This is a genomic window from Roseateles sp. GW821-FHT09H11 (assembly GCF_059415845.1).
In genome coordinates this window covers 210,933-225,301 of the sequence record NZ_JBWKOA010000010.1, presented here as the reverse complement: position 1 = coordinate 225,301, position 14,369 = coordinate 210,933, and the positions used below count along the sequence as shown (strand labels likewise).

The 14,369-nt window shown below is 67.6% G+C and carries 15 protein-coding genes; 10 read left to right on the top strand and 5 right to left on the bottom strand.

Translation table 11 applies throughout. The annotated features are described in order from the left end of the window. Positions 1-59: 59 nt before the first annotated feature. Entirely contained in the window at positions 60-1,922 is a 1,863-nt protein-coding gene (locus AC07PR_RS28620; protein ID WP_495137277.1) for a DUF885 domain-containing protein, read from the top strand. Positions 1,923-1,926: 4 nt separating this feature from the next. Here AC07PR_RS28620 and AC07PR_RS28615 read toward each other — a convergent pair whose 3' ends face one another. After that, positions 1,927-2,850, bottom strand: a complete 924-nt coding sequence (locus AC07PR_RS28615) for a LysR family transcriptional regulator (protein ID WP_377157786.1) — start codon at positions 2,848-2,850, stop codon at positions 1,927-1,929. Between AC07PR_RS28615 and AC07PR_RS28610 the strand changes: the two genes are divergently transcribed. The 7 genes from AC07PR_RS28610 to AC07PR_RS28580 all read left to right on the top strand — a co-directional run bounded on the left by AC07PR_RS28610 (position 2,849) and on the right by AC07PR_RS28580 (position 8,317). Then, positions 2,849-3,133: a hypothetical protein gene (locus AC07PR_RS28610; RefSeq protein WP_495137276.1), complete on the top strand. Its 285-nt coding sequence runs from the start codon at positions 2,849-2,851 to the stop codon at positions 3,131-3,133. The genes AC07PR_RS28615 and AC07PR_RS28610 overlap by 2 nt on opposite strands. 81 nt (positions 3,134-3,214) lie before the next feature. Further along, on the top strand, positions 3,215-3,721 hold the full coding sequence (locus AC07PR_RS28605; protein ID WP_495137275.1) for a DUF6265 family protein: 507 nt from the start codon (positions 3,215-3,217) through the stop codon (positions 3,719-3,721). A gap of 30 nt (positions 3,722-3,751) precedes the next feature. Further along, positions 3,752-4,147, top strand: coding sequence for a GFA family protein (locus AC07PR_RS28600; protein ID WP_495137274.1), 396 nt, complete (start codon positions 3,752-3,754; stop codon positions 4,145-4,147). 158 nt (positions 4,148-4,305) lie between these two features. Beyond that, positions 4,306-4,518 carry a peptidoglycan-binding domain-containing protein gene (locus AC07PR_RS28595; RefSeq protein WP_495137273.1) on the top strand — a complete coding sequence of 71 codons (213 nt, stop codon included), beginning with the start codon at positions 4,306-4,308 and terminating at the stop codon, positions 4,516-4,518. A 192-nt stretch (positions 4,519-4,710) separates the two neighbouring features. Further along, positions 4,711-5,628 (top strand): extracellular catalytic domain type 1 short-chain-length polyhydroxyalkanoate depolymerase, encoded by a 918-nt coding sequence (locus AC07PR_RS28590; protein ID WP_431101587.1) that lies wholly within the window; start codon positions 4,711-4,713, stop codon positions 5,626-5,628. Positions 5,629-5,732: 104 nt separating this feature from the next. After that, positions 5,733-7,073 (top strand): ATP-dependent RNA helicase DbpA, encoded by a 1,341-nt coding sequence (dbpA, locus tag AC07PR_RS28585; RefSeq protein WP_377161588.1) that lies wholly within the window; start codon positions 5,733-5,735, stop codon positions 7,071-7,073. Then, positions 7,070-8,317: a DEAD/DEAH box helicase gene (locus AC07PR_RS28580; RefSeq protein WP_495137272.1), complete on the top strand. Its 1,248-nt coding sequence runs from the start codon at positions 7,070-7,072 to the stop codon at positions 8,315-8,317. The genes dbpA and AC07PR_RS28580 overlap by 4 nt, the downstream gene beginning before the upstream one ends. Before the next feature lie 28 nt (positions 8,318-8,345). Here AC07PR_RS28580 and AC07PR_RS28575 read toward each other — a convergent pair whose 3' ends face one another. Next, positions 8,346-8,699 carry a DUF1428 domain-containing protein gene (locus AC07PR_RS28575; RefSeq protein WP_483108789.1) on the bottom strand — a complete coding sequence of 118 codons (354 nt, stop codon included), beginning with the start codon at positions 8,697-8,699 and terminating at the stop codon, positions 8,346-8,348. A gap of 306 nt (positions 8,700-9,005) precedes the next feature. Between AC07PR_RS28575 and AC07PR_RS28570 the strand changes: the two genes are divergently transcribed. Then, entirely contained in the window at positions 9,006-10,601 is a 1,596-nt protein-coding gene (locus AC07PR_RS28570; RefSeq protein WP_495137271.1) for a chitinase, read from the top strand. A gap of 54 nt (positions 10,602-10,655) precedes the next feature. Here AC07PR_RS28570 and AC07PR_RS28565 read toward each other — a convergent pair whose 3' ends face one another. Both AC07PR_RS28565 and AC07PR_RS28560 read right to left on the bottom strand, forming a co-directional pair. After that, positions 10,656-11,255, bottom strand: coding sequence for a flavin reductase family protein (locus AC07PR_RS28565; RefSeq protein WP_495137270.1), 600 nt, complete (start codon positions 11,253-11,255; stop codon positions 10,656-10,658). Positions 11,256-11,408: 153 nt separating this feature from the next. After that, the gene (locus tag AC07PR_RS28560; RefSeq protein WP_495137269.1) at positions 11,409-11,693 is read right to left on the bottom strand and encodes a hypothetical protein; all 285 of its coding nucleotides are present in this window, start codon (positions 11,691-11,693) and stop codon (positions 11,409-11,411) included. A gap of 257 nt (positions 11,694-11,950) precedes the next feature. On the opposite strand from AC07PR_RS28560, the gene AC07PR_RS28555 reads away from it, so the two are divergent. Further along, a complete protein-coding gene (locus AC07PR_RS28555) occupies positions 11,951-12,391 on the top strand; it encodes a hypothetical protein (RefSeq protein WP_431101581.1) in 441 nt (146 codons plus the stop codon). A 227-nt stretch (positions 12,392-12,618) separates the two neighbouring features. Here the strand turns inward: AC07PR_RS28555 and AC07PR_RS28550 are convergent, their stop codons facing one another. Further along, complete coding sequence (locus AC07PR_RS28550) at positions 12,619-14,352, bottom strand: RNA-directed DNA polymerase (RefSeq protein ID WP_495137268.1); 1,734 nt, start codon at positions 14,350-14,352, stop codon at positions 12,619-12,621. Positions 14,353-14,369 lie beyond the last annotated feature (17 nt).

Here is a 14,369-nt window from a genome sequence, read left to right as displayed (position 1 = left end):
GAATAGCCGGTTACCCTGCCTCCCGTTCCAATCGACGCATCGTCGACCAGGGAGAGCACATGACGAAGACGACCCGATTTACCGGCGCGCTGCCCCTCCGGCGCCGGACCTTGATCGCTGCCGGCGTGGCCGGCTGGATGACCGGCGCGCCGGTCCTCAATGTCGCCGTTGCGGCGACCGCGACCGCCTCTTTCGGCGCCGCCGATTTCGACGCCTGGGCCGAGCGCATCGCCGCCGCCCGCATGAAGCGCCTGCCCGAACATGCCACCCGCATGCAGTACTTCGAGGGCCCGACGCAGGACCGGCTCGACGGCCAGTGGAACGACCTCTCGCGCGCCTCCGAGTTGGCCGACATCGCCCGCGACCGGCAGGCGCTGGCGGAGCTCGCCCGCTTCCCGCGCGAGGCGCTGACGCCGACGCAGCGCACCTCCGCCGCGCTCATGGCGTGGACGATGCAGCAGGACGTGGCCGGCGCGGCGTTCCTCGATCATCACTACGTCTTCGAGCACATGGACGGCGTGCACGTCGGCCCGATCACCTTCCTCGTGCAGGAACACCCGATGCGCCACGCGCGCGACGTGCGCAGCTACCTGACGCGGATGGCGGGCCTGGCCGCGCTGATGGACCAGGGCATCGTCCGCGCCCGCGCGTCGCAGGCCAAGGGCGTGCTGATGCCGCGCTTCATCACGGCGACGACGATCGGCCAGATCGAGCAGTTCGTGGCCGCGCCCCCCGCGGCCAATCCGCTGGTGATCTCGCTGACCGAGCGCATGGCCGGCCTGGCCGACATGAGCGACGACGCCCGCAAGCGCGCTCGCGCGCAGGCCGAGGCCATCATCGCGAAGTCGGTCGTCCCGGCGTGGAAGCGCGGCCTGGCGCTGATGCGCGCGCAACTGCCGCTGACCACCGACGATGCCGGCGTCTGGCGCCTGCCCGACGGCGACAAGTTCTATGCCGCCCGCCTGCGCGAGAACACGACGACCGCACTCACGCCGGCCGAGATCCACGCGATCGGCCTGAAGCAGGTCGCCCGCATCGAGGGCGAGATGGACGGCCTGCTGCGGCAGCTCGGTTACGCGGACGGCTCGATCGAGCAGCGCTATCGCAAGATGGACGCTGACCGCCAGCCCAAGGACGCCGCGCCGCAGGGCCAGCTGCTGGACCGCTACACCACCTACCTGCGCGACGCCGAGGCGCGCGCCCGCCTGATCTTCGACGTGATGCCGAAGGCGCCCGTCGAGGTCCGCCGCGAGCCCGCGCTGACCGAGCCCACCGCCGCCGCGCACTACACGACGCCGGCGCCGGACGGCTCGCAGCCGGGCGTGTTCTGGGCGCCGCTCGCAGGGCCGACCTACGAGATCGCCGACATGCGGACGCTGGTCCACCACGAAGCGATCCCGGGACACCACTTCCAGCTCGCGATCCAGATGGAGGCGAAGGACCTGCCCTACTTCCGTCGCCGCGCCGCATTCACGGCGGGCTCGGCCTACGTGGAGGGATGGGCGCTCTACTCGGAGCAGCTGGCCGTCGAGAACGGCTGGTACGAGGGCGACCCGGTCGGACACCTCGGCCAGCTCTACGGCGCGCTGTTCCGCGCGCGGCGCCTGGTCGTCGACACCGGCCTGCATGCGATGAAGTGGACCCGCCAGCAGGCGATCGACTACGGCATCACGCCGCAGGAGGTCGACCGCTACGTCACGTGGCCAGGGCAGGCCTGCGCGTACATGCTGGGCCGTCTGCGCATCGAGGCGCTGCGCGAGAAGGCCCGCCAACAGTTGGGCGACCGCTTCGAGATCAAGCAGTTCCACAACGTCGTGCTGCTGACCGGGGACGTGCCGTTGACGGTGCTGGAACAGGTGGTCGACGCATGGGTCGACAGCCGCCGCAGCGCGGGCTCGGGGTCGGCCAACGCGGCGCCCTGAGCGATCACGCCCGCCCCGTCGCCAGGGGTGCGTGGCGGGCCATCAAGGTCTCGATCCAGTCCATGAACACGCGCAGCTTCGCGCTGACGTGGCGGTTGGGGGGATAGGCAAGGTACATCGGCATCGGGTCCATCGCCCAGTCGGTGAGCAGCGGCACGAGCTCGCCGCGCGCCGCGTGCGGATCGGCCATGTAGCGCGGCAACCAGAGCACGCCCATGCCGGCGAGCCCCGCCGCCAGGTAGGCGTTGCCGTCGTCGGCGGCCACCACGTAGCGACCGCGCACCTCGACGACCTCGTCGCCGCGCCGCATCTCCATCGATCCCACCGTGCCCTTGCTGGCCCGCAGGAACCCGACGATGCGGTGGTGGGGTTCCTCGATCTCGCGCGGATGCGCGGGCGTCCCCGCGACCGACAGGTAGCCGGGCGATGCGAAGACGCCCAGCTGCAGATCGCCGACCCGTCGCGCGATCAGCGAGGGCACGGTGACCTCGCCGCCGCGCAGCACGGCATCGACGTTGTCGCCGATCACATCGACGATGCGGTCGCTGACGCCCATGTCGAGCTGGATCTCCGGATGGCGCGCGTGGAAGTCCGGCAGCGCCGGCATCAGCACCATGCGCGCGAACGGGGTCGGCACGTCGACGCGCAGCCGGCCGCGCGGCGAGCTGGTCGCGTCGGACAAGGCCGTGTCCGCGTCATCGAGCTCGGCCAGCACACGCACCACGCGCTCGTAATACGCGGCGCCGTCGGGCGTCACGCGGACCTGCCGCGTCGTGCGATGCAGCAGCTTCACGCGCAGCCGCGCTTCCAGCTGCTGCACCAGCTGCGTCACGGTGGTCTTGCTCATGTGCAGCGTCTGGGCTGCCTTGGTGAAGCTGCCCGCCTCCACCACGCGGGCGAAGGCCTGCAGCGCGTCGAATCGGTCCATGTCGCCGGATGGTCTGGTGTTGCCGAGCAGTCATTGTGCGGCTTGCCTGCCCGACGGCCAGCGCTTCCACAACGCGATGCGCGTCACGCCGTCGGACGACGGCTGCGCGGTCGCCTTCGTCCTGTTGCACATGCCGGGTGTGACCGACGAGGCCTTCGAGAACGACGCGGTGCATGTGGCGCGCGATCTGGGGACGCTCAAGGCGTTGGTGGAGAAGCGGAAGACTTGGTCGGCCCCGTGGTCGACTGTTCCTAGGTCGGGCCTCGCACCAGGCGTCGCGTGAGCCGCATCCGGCACCGGCCCGGATGGCGGCGACGGGCCGCCGGCGTTAGATTCATGCATCCAGTGCCCGGAGACCACCGCCATGCGTCCATCCCTCGCTGCCGCCATCGGCGCGCTGATCGTCGTCTCGCTGTCGCCGCTCGGATCCTTGCCGGCGCGCGCCGAGGACGCCCAGCTGGAACGTCTGAACTGGCTCGCCGGCTGCTGGGCCGCGGAGAAGGGCGAGCCCGGCTCCGTCGAGCACTGGCTGCCGCTGGCCGGCGGCACGATGCTGGGCATCGGCCGCACGGTGAAGAACGGCCGCACCGTCGAGCACGAGTTCCTGCAGATCCGGCTGAACGCCGAAGGCCGGGTCGTCTACGTCGCGCTGCCGTCGCGGCAGAAGGAAGCCACCTTCGTCGCGACGTCGATCGGCGATCGCGCGGTCACCTTCGAGAACCCCGAGCACGACTTCCCGCAGCGCATCCTCTACAAGGCCGTCGGCGAGACGGGCCTCGCCGCGCGCATCGAAGGGCAGCGCAACGGCGCCACGCGGGGCATCGACTTCCCGATGAAGCGCGTGGCCTGTGACGCGGCGAGGACGCCGTGATGACGCCGTGAGGCGGAAGGAGCCCCCGTCATGGACCGATTCACCGGCGGCTGTCTCTGCGGCGATGTCCGCCTCGTCGCGACCGGCCGTCCCTACCGGGTCGGCCTGTGCCACTGCCTCGACTGCCGCAAGCATCACGGCGCGCTCTTCGGCGCCTCCGCGATCTTTGCGCAGGACGCCGTCACGGTCACCGGCGAGACCCGCGATTTCCGTGGCCGGCACTTCTGCCCCCGCTGCGGATCGTCGGTGTACTCCCGGACCGGCGACGAGGTCGAAGTGCACCTCGGCGCGCTCGACGCGCCGAACCAGCTGACGCCGACCTACGAGCTCTGGACCGTCCGGCGCGAGGCCTGGCTGCCGCCCTTCCCGTTCATCCGTCACTACGAGCGCGACCGCGAATCGGAGAGCCGTTCCGAAGACCCGTGAACAGGCCTCACGCGCCCGGGGCATCCTCCCGCATGGAGGATTCAACCCACCATCGATCGCCCAAAACCCCATCCAGCAGGCGCCGCGCCCGCACCGGGGACGGAGGGCGTCGTGAACATCGAAACACAGCCGCGCCCACGGCTCGTGGGATCGTCTGCGTGGCGGCCACCTCGCCGCTGACGCGCGGGCTGGACGTGCGCCTGCTGCAGCTGGCGCCCTCCGACGCCGGCGAGCCGGTGAAGGCCGACGGCGTGTTCGGCGACCAGTCCGCGAAGTCGCTGGCACGGGTCCAGTCGGCCCGTGGGAAACCGGCCAGCGGTGCCGCCGATCCGGCGCTGGTCGTGGAACTGGTGCAGCCGGTCTTCGGCTGAAGGCACTGCAGGCGCCGCTGTCGCTGGAGGCAACGCCGAGGCCGGCGCTCGCGGCGATGGCGGCGGAACTCCCCGTTCCGGGCCTCCGGCCAGATGCCAGCCCGGGCGGACATCGCAAACACTCATGAAGCCGATCCGGGATCCGTGCTTCAATCGGGCACTGCCACACGCGCCCCCAGCCCTCGAATGCTCATGGACCTGCCGCTCGAATCGAAGAGCGGAACGCTCGCCGACCAGTTCCTCCGCAGCACTTTCGTGCAAGGCCGCGCTTCCATCGACTATCAGCTCTACGTCCCACCGGGTGACAGCGCCGAACCACGCCCGTTGCTGGTGATGCTGCACGGGTGCGGACAGGACCCGGACGACTTCGCCGTCGGCACGCGCATGAACGAGATGGCGCGTCGCAACGGCTGGCTGGTGCTGTACCCGGCGCAGTCGGCGCAGGCCAATCCGCAAGGCTGCTGGAACTGGTTCAAGTCCAATCACCAGGAGCGCGGACGCGGTGAGCCCGCCCTGATCGCCGCCCTGACGCAGGAGGTCATGGCCAGCCACAGCGTCGACGCGAAGCGCGTCTACATCGCGGGCCTCTCGGCCGGCGGCGCGATGGCCGTCATCCTCGGGCGCGCCTATCCCGAACTCTTCGCCGCCGTCGGCGTGCATTCCGGCCTGCCGCATGGCGCCGTCGACGACGCCAGCGGCGCGATGGCGATGATGCGCAGCGGACAGCCCACGCGCCTGCCCGCGGACGGCGTGACGGCCGAGGCGACGGGCAACGCCGATCGCCCCACGCCGACCATCGTCTTCCACGGCACGCGCGACATGACCGTCCACCCGCTCAACGGCGAGCAGGTCTACGCCGACGCCACGTCCGGCGTGGCCGGCGTCCAGCGCGTCGAGAACGGCCGTGAAGGCACGCGCGCCTACACCCGTCGCACGCATGTGACGCCACAGGGGCGCGTGCACGCCGAACTCTGGCTGATCGAGGGCGGCGGACACGGCTGGTCCGGCGGCGACCAGAGCGGCTCCTACACCGACTGGCTGGGTCCCGATGCGAGCGACCAGATGCTGTGTTTCTTCATGGCACACCCGCTGGGCGACAATCGTGCATGACCCGCACCGATCCCACCGGCGCCGCAGCCGCGGCACCTGCTGCCTCGCAGCCGCCGGCGGCGCCTAGCGCCACTTCCTTCGACAGCCTGCCCCTGCCGCCCGCGATGCGGGCGAATCTGCAGCAGCTCGGCTACCTCTCGATGACGCCCATCCAGGCCGCCAGCCTGCCGCTCGCGCTGGCCGGCAAGGACCTGATCGCGCAGGCGAAGACGGGCAGCGGCAAGACCGCCGCGTTCTCGCTGCCGCTGCTGACCAACCTGAATCCGCGCCGCTTCGCCGTGCAGGCGCTGGTGCTGTGCCCGACGCGCGAGCTCGCCGAACAGGTGACGCAGGAGATCCGCCGCCTGGCCCGCGCCGAGGACAACATCAAGATCCTGACGCTGTGCGGCGGCGCGCCGATCCGCAACCAGCTCGCGAGCCTGTCGCACGGCGCGCACATCGTCGTCGGCACGCCGGGCCGCATCCTGGACCACCTGCAGCGCGAGACGCTCACGCTGGAGGCGCTGAACACGCTGGTGCTCGACGAGGCCGATCGCATGCTCGACATGGGCTTCGCCGAGGACATCGCGCAGGTGATCGCGAACTGCCCGAAGACGCGCCAGACGCTGCTGTTCTCCGCCACCTACCCGGACGGCGTGAAGTCCATCGCGACGCGCTTCATGCGCGCGCCGCAGGAAGTGACGCTCACCGAGAAGCACGCCGCCGGCAAGATCCGCCAGCGCTTCTACGAGGTGAAGGAGAACGAGCGCCTGCATGCCGTCGGCCTGCTGCTCAACCACTTCCGCCCGGCCAGCACGCTGGCCTTCTGCAACACCAAGCAGCAGTGCCGCGACCTTGTCGCCGTGCTGCAGGCCGAGGGCATCGTCGCGCTGGAACTGCACGGCGACCTCGACCAGCGCGACCGCGATCAGGTGCTGGTGCAATTCGCCAACCGCAGCTGCAGCGTCCTCGTGGCGACGGACGTGGCGGCGCGCGGACTGGACATCGCGCAGCTGGAAGCGGTCATCAACGTCGACATCACACCTGACCCCGAAGTCCACGTGCATCGCGTCGGCCGCACCGGCCGCGCGGACGAGGCGGGCTGGGCGTTCAGCCTGGCCAGCCTCGACGAGATGGGTCGCGTCGGCCGCATCGACCAGATGCAGGGCAGCGTCACGCCGTGGCATCCGCTGACCGAGCTCACCACCGAGCCCGGCGCCGAGCCGCTGCATCCGCCGATGGTCACGCTGCAGATCCTGGGCGGCCGCAAGGAGAAGATCCGTCCGGGCGACGTGCTGGGCGCGCTGACCAAGGACCTCGGATTCGACGGCGCGCAGATCGGCAAGATCAACGTCAACGAGTTCTCGACCTACGTCGCCGTCGAGCGCGGCATCGCCGACCAGGCGCTGCGCAAGCTCAACGCCGGCAAGGTGAAGGGCAAGTCGGTGAAGGTGCGCCTGCTGTGAGCACGGCAAACACCTTCGCCGCGCTGGGCCTGTCGCCGCGCCTCGTGCGCGCGGCCGACGAGCTCGGCTTTGAAGTGCCCACACCGATCCAGGCGGCCGCGATGCCGCCGATCATCGAAGGCCGCGACCTGCTGGGCTCCGCGGCGACGGGCTCCGGCAAGACGGCGGCCTTCGTCTTCCCGATGCTGCATCGCATCGATGCCCGCGTCCGGCCCGCGCTGCGTCGCACGCAGGCGCTGGTGCTGGTGCCCACGCGCGAACTCGCCGCCCAGGTCGGCGAGACGGTGATCCAGGTCGGACGTTTCCTCGACGAGCCGCTGAAGGTCTCGGTGCTGTACGGCGGCGTGTCGATCAATCCGCAGATGATGGCGCTGCGTGGCGGCGCGGACATCGTCGTCGCGACGCCGGGCCGGCTGCTGGACATCGTCGAGAAGAATGCGCTCAAGCTCTCCGACGTGGAGTGCCTGGTGCTGGACGAGGCCGATCGCCTGCTCGACGCCGGCTTCGCCGACGAGCTGGCGCGGGTGCTGGCGCTGCTGCCGAAGCGTCGACAGAACCTGCTGTTCTCCGCCACCTTCCCGGCGGCGGTGCAGACGCTGGCGGACCAGCTGCTGCACGACCCGGTGCGCATCGAGGTCAGCGGCGAGCCGGCCACCGAAGGCCAGATCGAGGAACACGCGGTCGAGGTCGACGCCGCGAAGCGCACGCCGCTGCTGCGTCACATGATCGAGCAGGGCGAGTGGTCGCGCGTGCTCGTCTTCGTCGCGACGCGCTACGCCTGCGATCACGTGGCCGACAAGCTGCGCCGGAACGGCCTGGAGGCCGCGGCCTTCCACGGCGATGCCAGCCAAGGGGCGCGCACGCGCACGCTGGCGGACTTCAAGGCCGGTCGGATCCGGGTGCTCGTCGCCACCGACCTCGGCGCGCGCGGCATCGACATCGCGAGGCTGCCGGTGGTAGTGAACTACGACCTGCCGCGCGCCGCGGACGACTACACGCACCGCATCGGCCGCACCGCGCGCGCCGGCGCGAGCGGACTCGCGGTGAGCTTCATCAGCGCGGCCACGGAGGCGCACTTCCGCCTGATCGAGAAGCGCCAGGGCCGGCGCGTCGAGCGCGAGCGGATCGCCGGCTTCGAGCCGACCGAGATCGCCACGCCCGAGGCCGCCACCGGCGGCGTCAAGGGCAGGCGGCCGAGCAAGAAGGACAAGCTGCGCGCGGCGGCTGCGGCAGCGGGCAAGTGACGGTCGAGCCTCCTGGACGGAGGCTCGCTCAAGCGTCGACGATGACCTCGAAGCCCCCGAAGATCATGCGCTGGCCGTCGAAGGGCATGTCCTTCGGGTCATGGTTCATGCGCGGGTCTTCCATCGCCTTCTTCATCCCTTCATCGCGCACCTGGCGCGACGGCCAGACGATCCACGAGAACACCACCGTCTCGTCCGGCTTGCGCTGCACGGCCATCGGGAACGAGGTCACCTTGCCCTCGGGCACGTCGTCGCCCCAGCACTCGACGACCTTGAGCGCGCCGTGGTCCTTGAACACCGCCGAGGCGTCCTGCGCCAGTTGGCGATAGGCCTCGCGCTTGGCGGTCGGCACGGCGATCACGAATCCATCCACGTAGTCCATTGCGGTTCTCCGGTTGTTGGCGCGGCTCGATGCCGCTCCCTTGCACGACGAATGGCGACGAGCGGGATCGACAGGATAGGGGGAGCTGGCCACACGCCTTGTCACCATGATCCGGGTTTTCCCGCTGCGCCAGAGCGTCCAGATTTCGGAAAGTGGTATCCAAGCGGTGGCAATAAAACTGGAATCTTCCAATACCAGTGCAGGTCCACCGACGACGCAATCCGCCGACTGGCCTCAACATCGAGACCTCCGGCGGCTTTGGTGCGGGCTCGGGACCCGCTTCGGTCTTACCTTGGAACCACTGCCATGACCGTCTCCGTCCGACGCCCCTCCTCCGCCACGTCCGCCCCGCTGCGGCTGATCGTCGCCCTCGGCGCCGCCGCGCTCACCTTGCAGGCGGTCGCGCAGACCGCCGCGGCCTGGAAGCCCGATACCTACTACACCGCCGGCACCGTCGTCAGCTACAACGGCCAGCTCTACCGGGCCACGGTCAACCAGACCGACTACGCCAGCACCGGCTGGAACCCGACCAACGCGTCGCTGTGGACCTTGGTCGGCCCCGCGAGCGGCCCGGCACCTTCGCCCGCTCCGTCGCCGGCGCCCACGCCGAGCCCGGCGCCCAGTCCCGCGCCCGCTCCCGCTCCCACGCCGGCCCCGTCCCCCGCCCCTGCGCCGCAGGGTGCATGGAATGCGGCAACGGCCTATTCGGGCGGCGCGATCGTCAGCTACCAAGGCGTGATCTACCGCGCCAACTGGTGGACGCAGGGCGACAACCCCGCGACGCGCAACGGCCCGGTCGGCACCGGCCAACCGTGGACGATCTACAGCGGCACCACGCCGCCCGCCCCGTCACCGGCGCCGACGCCCGCGCCCTCTCCTGCACCGACGCCTGCACCCGGTCCCGCGCCCACGCCGGCCCCGTCGCCCGGCCCGGCGCCCGCGCCCGGCAAGCACCAGCTGATCGGCTACTGGCACAACTTCACCAACCCGGCCGGCCCGACCTTCCCGATCAGCGAGGTCTCCGCCGACTACGACGTGATCGTCGTCGCCTTCGCGGACGATGCCGGCAACGGGAGCATCGCCTTCAACCTCGACCCGAGCGCCGGCGGCGAGGCGCGCTTCATCGCGGACGTGGCGGCCGCACGGTCCAAGGGCAAGAAGGTCGTGCTGTCCTTCGGCGGCCAGAACGGCACGGTGACGCTCAACAACGCGGCGCAGGTGACCAACTTCGTCAACAGCGTCGAGGCCATCATGCGGCGCTACGGCTTCGACGGCATCGACATCGACCTGGAGAGCGGCGCCGGCGTCACCTCGGGCGCGCCGGTGCAGGCCAACCTGGTCAGCGCGGTCAAGCAATTGAAGGCGCGCATCGGCAGCGGCTTCTACCTGTCGATGGCGCCGGAGCATCCGTACGTCCAGGGCGGCTACGTCGCCTACAGCGGCATCTGGGGCGCCTACCTGCCGATCATCGACGGCCTGCGCGACGAGCTGAACGTGCTCCACGTCCAGTACTACAACAACGGCGCCGTCTACACGCCGTACGCGACCCAGGGCCTGGCCGAGGGCAGCGCCGACATGCTGGTGGCCACCAGCCGGATGCTGATCGAGGGATTCACGACCAACAATGGCACCGGGCCGTTCGTGTTCCGCGGGCTGCGGCCGGACCAGGTCGCGTTCGGGTTGCCGTCGGGTCCGTCGTCGGCCAACAGCGGCCAGGCGAGCGTCGCGACGATCACGGCGGCGCTCAACTGCCTGACGAAGCTGTCGCAATGCGGCGCGATCAAGCCGCCTCAGGCGTATCCGACGCTGCGCGGCGTGATGACGTGGTCGATCAACTGGGACCGGCACGACGGGCTGGGCTTCTCGCGCGGCGTGAGGTCGTCGCTCAACGCGCTGCCCTGAGCGCCGTCGACAGGAACGGGGCCGACCGGGAGGTCGGCCCTTCCGCCGCGTCGCTCAGTCCGGCCTTGCCATGACGAACTTGTCGCCGAGCTCGAAATAGTCGCCTGGTCCGCCGCCTCGCAGGATCAGCCCCGCGGCGCCGGTGTCGAACACCCCGTCCTTCAAGAGGGCCGGCGAGATGTGCATCAGCAAGACCTGACCCAGGATCATCCAGGTGTCCACGGGTTCAGCGTCCATGGAGTTCAGCTGGATGATCTGGGACACCTTGCATTCGAAGGCGACGGGGCTCTCTCCGACGCGTGGCGGCCCCACCTTGACGGAAGCGACCTCGGTCAGTTTCCCCAGCTCGAATTCATTGACGCCGCGAGGGACCCGCGCACACGTCGCGTTCATGGCCTCGGCCAACTCGCGCGTGGCGAGATTCCAGACGAACTCGCCGGTCTCCTCGATGTTGCGCAACGAGTCCTTTCGGCCAATGCTGGAGAAGCCAATGATCGGCGGCGTGTAGTTCAACGCCGTGAAGAAGCTGTAGGGCGCCAGATTCACGACGCCGGCCTTGCTCTTCGTGGACATCCACCCGATGGGTCGAGGTCCGACGATGGCGTTGAACGGGTTGTGGGGAAGGTTCGGCGCGGTGGGGTCGTAGGTGTGCATGCGGGGAGTGGACGGCGTTCGGACGGATGTCCATGCTCAATTCTGGCAAGGGCAATGTCGCGGGTCTGTGAAGACCGATGCGACGGGGGAGCGCAGCGAGGCAAGAGACGTTCGGCGGTCGGTTCAGGCTGGGCGCGGACGTTCAGGTAGCCGTCACGCTTGGGCGTCATGAACCTCGCGCCCTAGCGCCAGCGACAGGCGAGCGCACAACATAGTCAGCCACCCAACCCAGAGGTCCACATCAAGCTGCGCTTCCAGAAGAAGTCCGGACGGTTCGACTGACGCAACGATGTACTGCGCATCGTCTTCGCCGCCAAACCAAGAGGGAATGGCCTGACCTAGTTGCCATCCCGGCATCGTCTGATAGACGGCATACACCTTCTGCCAATCCGATTCGGGCCAGTCATAGCTGAGGTTGAGCGTGATGGTGTGAGGCATGGAACAGATGCTACTTCCGCTCCCGCTGCGATGCCGCCGCTGCTTCAGGCTGATATGGGCCGTGGGAATCCGAGAGGCCGGATGGCTGCAATCTCCAAGAATCGTCATTGCAGGGTGTCCGCGGTTCCTGTCGGCGACCACCGCGACGCAAGCCTTTCACGATGACGCACCGGACCCCAAGGCAGAATCCAGACGTACGGGGCGAGGCCGGCGTCAGGCCTGCCGGGAAGCCCATCTTGAGGAATGGAGCAGCATCAATGGCGCTGACGAAGAAGGGCGAGTTCTGGTACGGGACCACGTCCGGCGACACCCAAGCCGAACTGCGCAGCTACAGCGTTGCGAATCGCCATGAGGCCGTCAGGTTTGCCTCGTCCAAATGCGATTGCGGATGCCGGACCTTCGCGCTGCAGACTGATGAAGAGGCCGGTGTGGCAATCCGCACCTGCACCGACTGCGGACAGGAACACCTGATGGGCGACAGTGAGGACTACGTTGAAGAAGCCTCGCCTGAGGCGCACGAGTGCGTGTGCGAGAACGAGGTGTTCGAGCTGGTGTCCGGCGTCTCCGTGTACGAAGGCACGCATGACGTGCGCTGGTACTACATTGCTTGCCGCTGCGTGGAATGCAACTTGGTCGGGGTCTTCGCAGACTGGAAGTGCGAAGCAGGTGACGCAGCGGCATTCCTCGCCAAGGTCTGAGATGACGTCATCGATGGACTTGACTGCATCTATGCCCCCAGCGCTGCGATGCCGCGCGGCTTTAGGCTGATCTCGGTCGTTCATACCGTCGGCCTGAACAACTGCTCTGGCCGACACCGGTCATTCAATGCAGGAGTCATCGATCGGCAGCTCCGTGCTCGACACATGCCAGTCGGAGGGCACGCTTCTTGGTCCAGCAAACGGACGGCCTGCTATAGGCCGCCTGCTTAGAAATAGAACTCCTCGTCGTCGTCTCTGTCCTCGTCGTCAGAATCGTCCTCTTCATCCTCTTCATCGTCCTCTTCATCGTCCTCTTCATCGAAGATGACACCCTCATATCCACCATCCCCAGCTTCGTACTCAAGGTAATCGGCAGCATCTTCCCGCTCGAAGAAGTCATCCAAATCAGTGATACTGAACTTTTCGAGCGTGCCGGACTTGAGATTGAAAAGCGGCTTGGATTTGGCCTCAGGTTCGTAAAAATGGACCCCATTGGCGTGCAGAGCTGCGAAATGGGTATCCGCCAAGACGTGCGCGTCTGAGAACCCGCCCCATCCGCGAATGCCGGCCTCGTAGCACATTAGCCAAAGCTCTTCCCGCAGCGAACCTGGCCCGTCAACTGATCGCCAGAAGGACTCTTTGGGTGCCTTGTCCAACTTTCCGGAAACGGCCAAGTCCATCAGCAAGAGCGCGCACACCGAACTCTGCATCACCGCGACCAGCTCGGCGCCGGCCGACTCCAACTTCACATCAAGCTCCTTGCACATCCAAAGACACCAGGCCACTTCGCTGTGGTGCCCCAGTGCCGCATGCTCGACGATCAACGCATTCAAGGTGCGCTGAATTCGTCGTGCATTGAGCTTGTACTCATGAAGCTTGTATGTCGCGAAGATCTGCGAAATCGTCTGTAGCGTATTCGGATGGGACGAGGCAATGTGGCACACATGGGCCTCGAAGGCTTCCCAGTTTTCCGGCCTGATGAGGCCTGAGGACGCGCGCTTCAGCGCATATGCCATGACGTTCTCGTCGGCGTTCTTCGCTGCGAGATCCTTGGCAAGCTCGAAGAAGTGGTGAATGTCAGCCCTTTGTTTTCTGGCACCCTTGTCGATCTCGAAGCTTCGCAACTGATGCGTCCAGTAGTCGTCAACAATCTCCGAAACAGGGCCGATGTGCGTTTTCTCGAAATTGATCTGAAGCTCGAATTCCTTCAATGCTCGGGATAGCGCGGCGAGAGCCGACTCAGCTTCAGCCAAGGTTGGGAAGAACAAAAAGTAGTCATCTACGTAGCGGAACCCGGCAGGCCAAGACTTCAGCGCGTTTTTTAGCAATAGATCGACTGCCGTCGAGATGGCTTCTGCGATGACGTGGGACGTATCCGGGCCGATGGGCAACCCCATCGTCTGTTCGTCTTGGCCTTGCCGCAGCGCTTGGTCGATCAGATTTCCAAAGTACTTCGGCGTGATTTTCCGATTCCGCTTGGAAACAGACTTTGTGTGCAGTGCCCACGGAACGGAGTGGGTATACACGGTGGGGAAGAAGCGCGATACGTCCGTCCTGAGCATGTATCGAAACCCTGCTGACTCAAGAATTTTGCGTTCGTGTAGTCGCTGCATCGAAGGGATACAGGCCGCGCGGCCGCCCGCTCGGAGGAATCGTGGGTGGCTCGCACTGAGGCGGGACTTGCGGTAGTGCCGCAGAAAGTCAACCCAGTGTCTGGCGACAAAGGTTGCCAAGAACGTTTGCGGAACCGGGTTGGTAATGCTGGTCATGCGCCGCTGGTGGCCGGCACGAGCGACGCTGAAGAGCTCAGGCTTGCATGCCGGTGCCTTCGCACTTGATGCATTGACCGCCCAACACGCTTGAAGCGCGGGCACCTGTGCTGCAAGTTGATGAGTAATGAACGCGGGGGGCAACTGCGACGGAAAGTAGCCCCGGGACAAAAGTGCTTCGGTTCGATCCATTTTTCGACTCCCCCCTA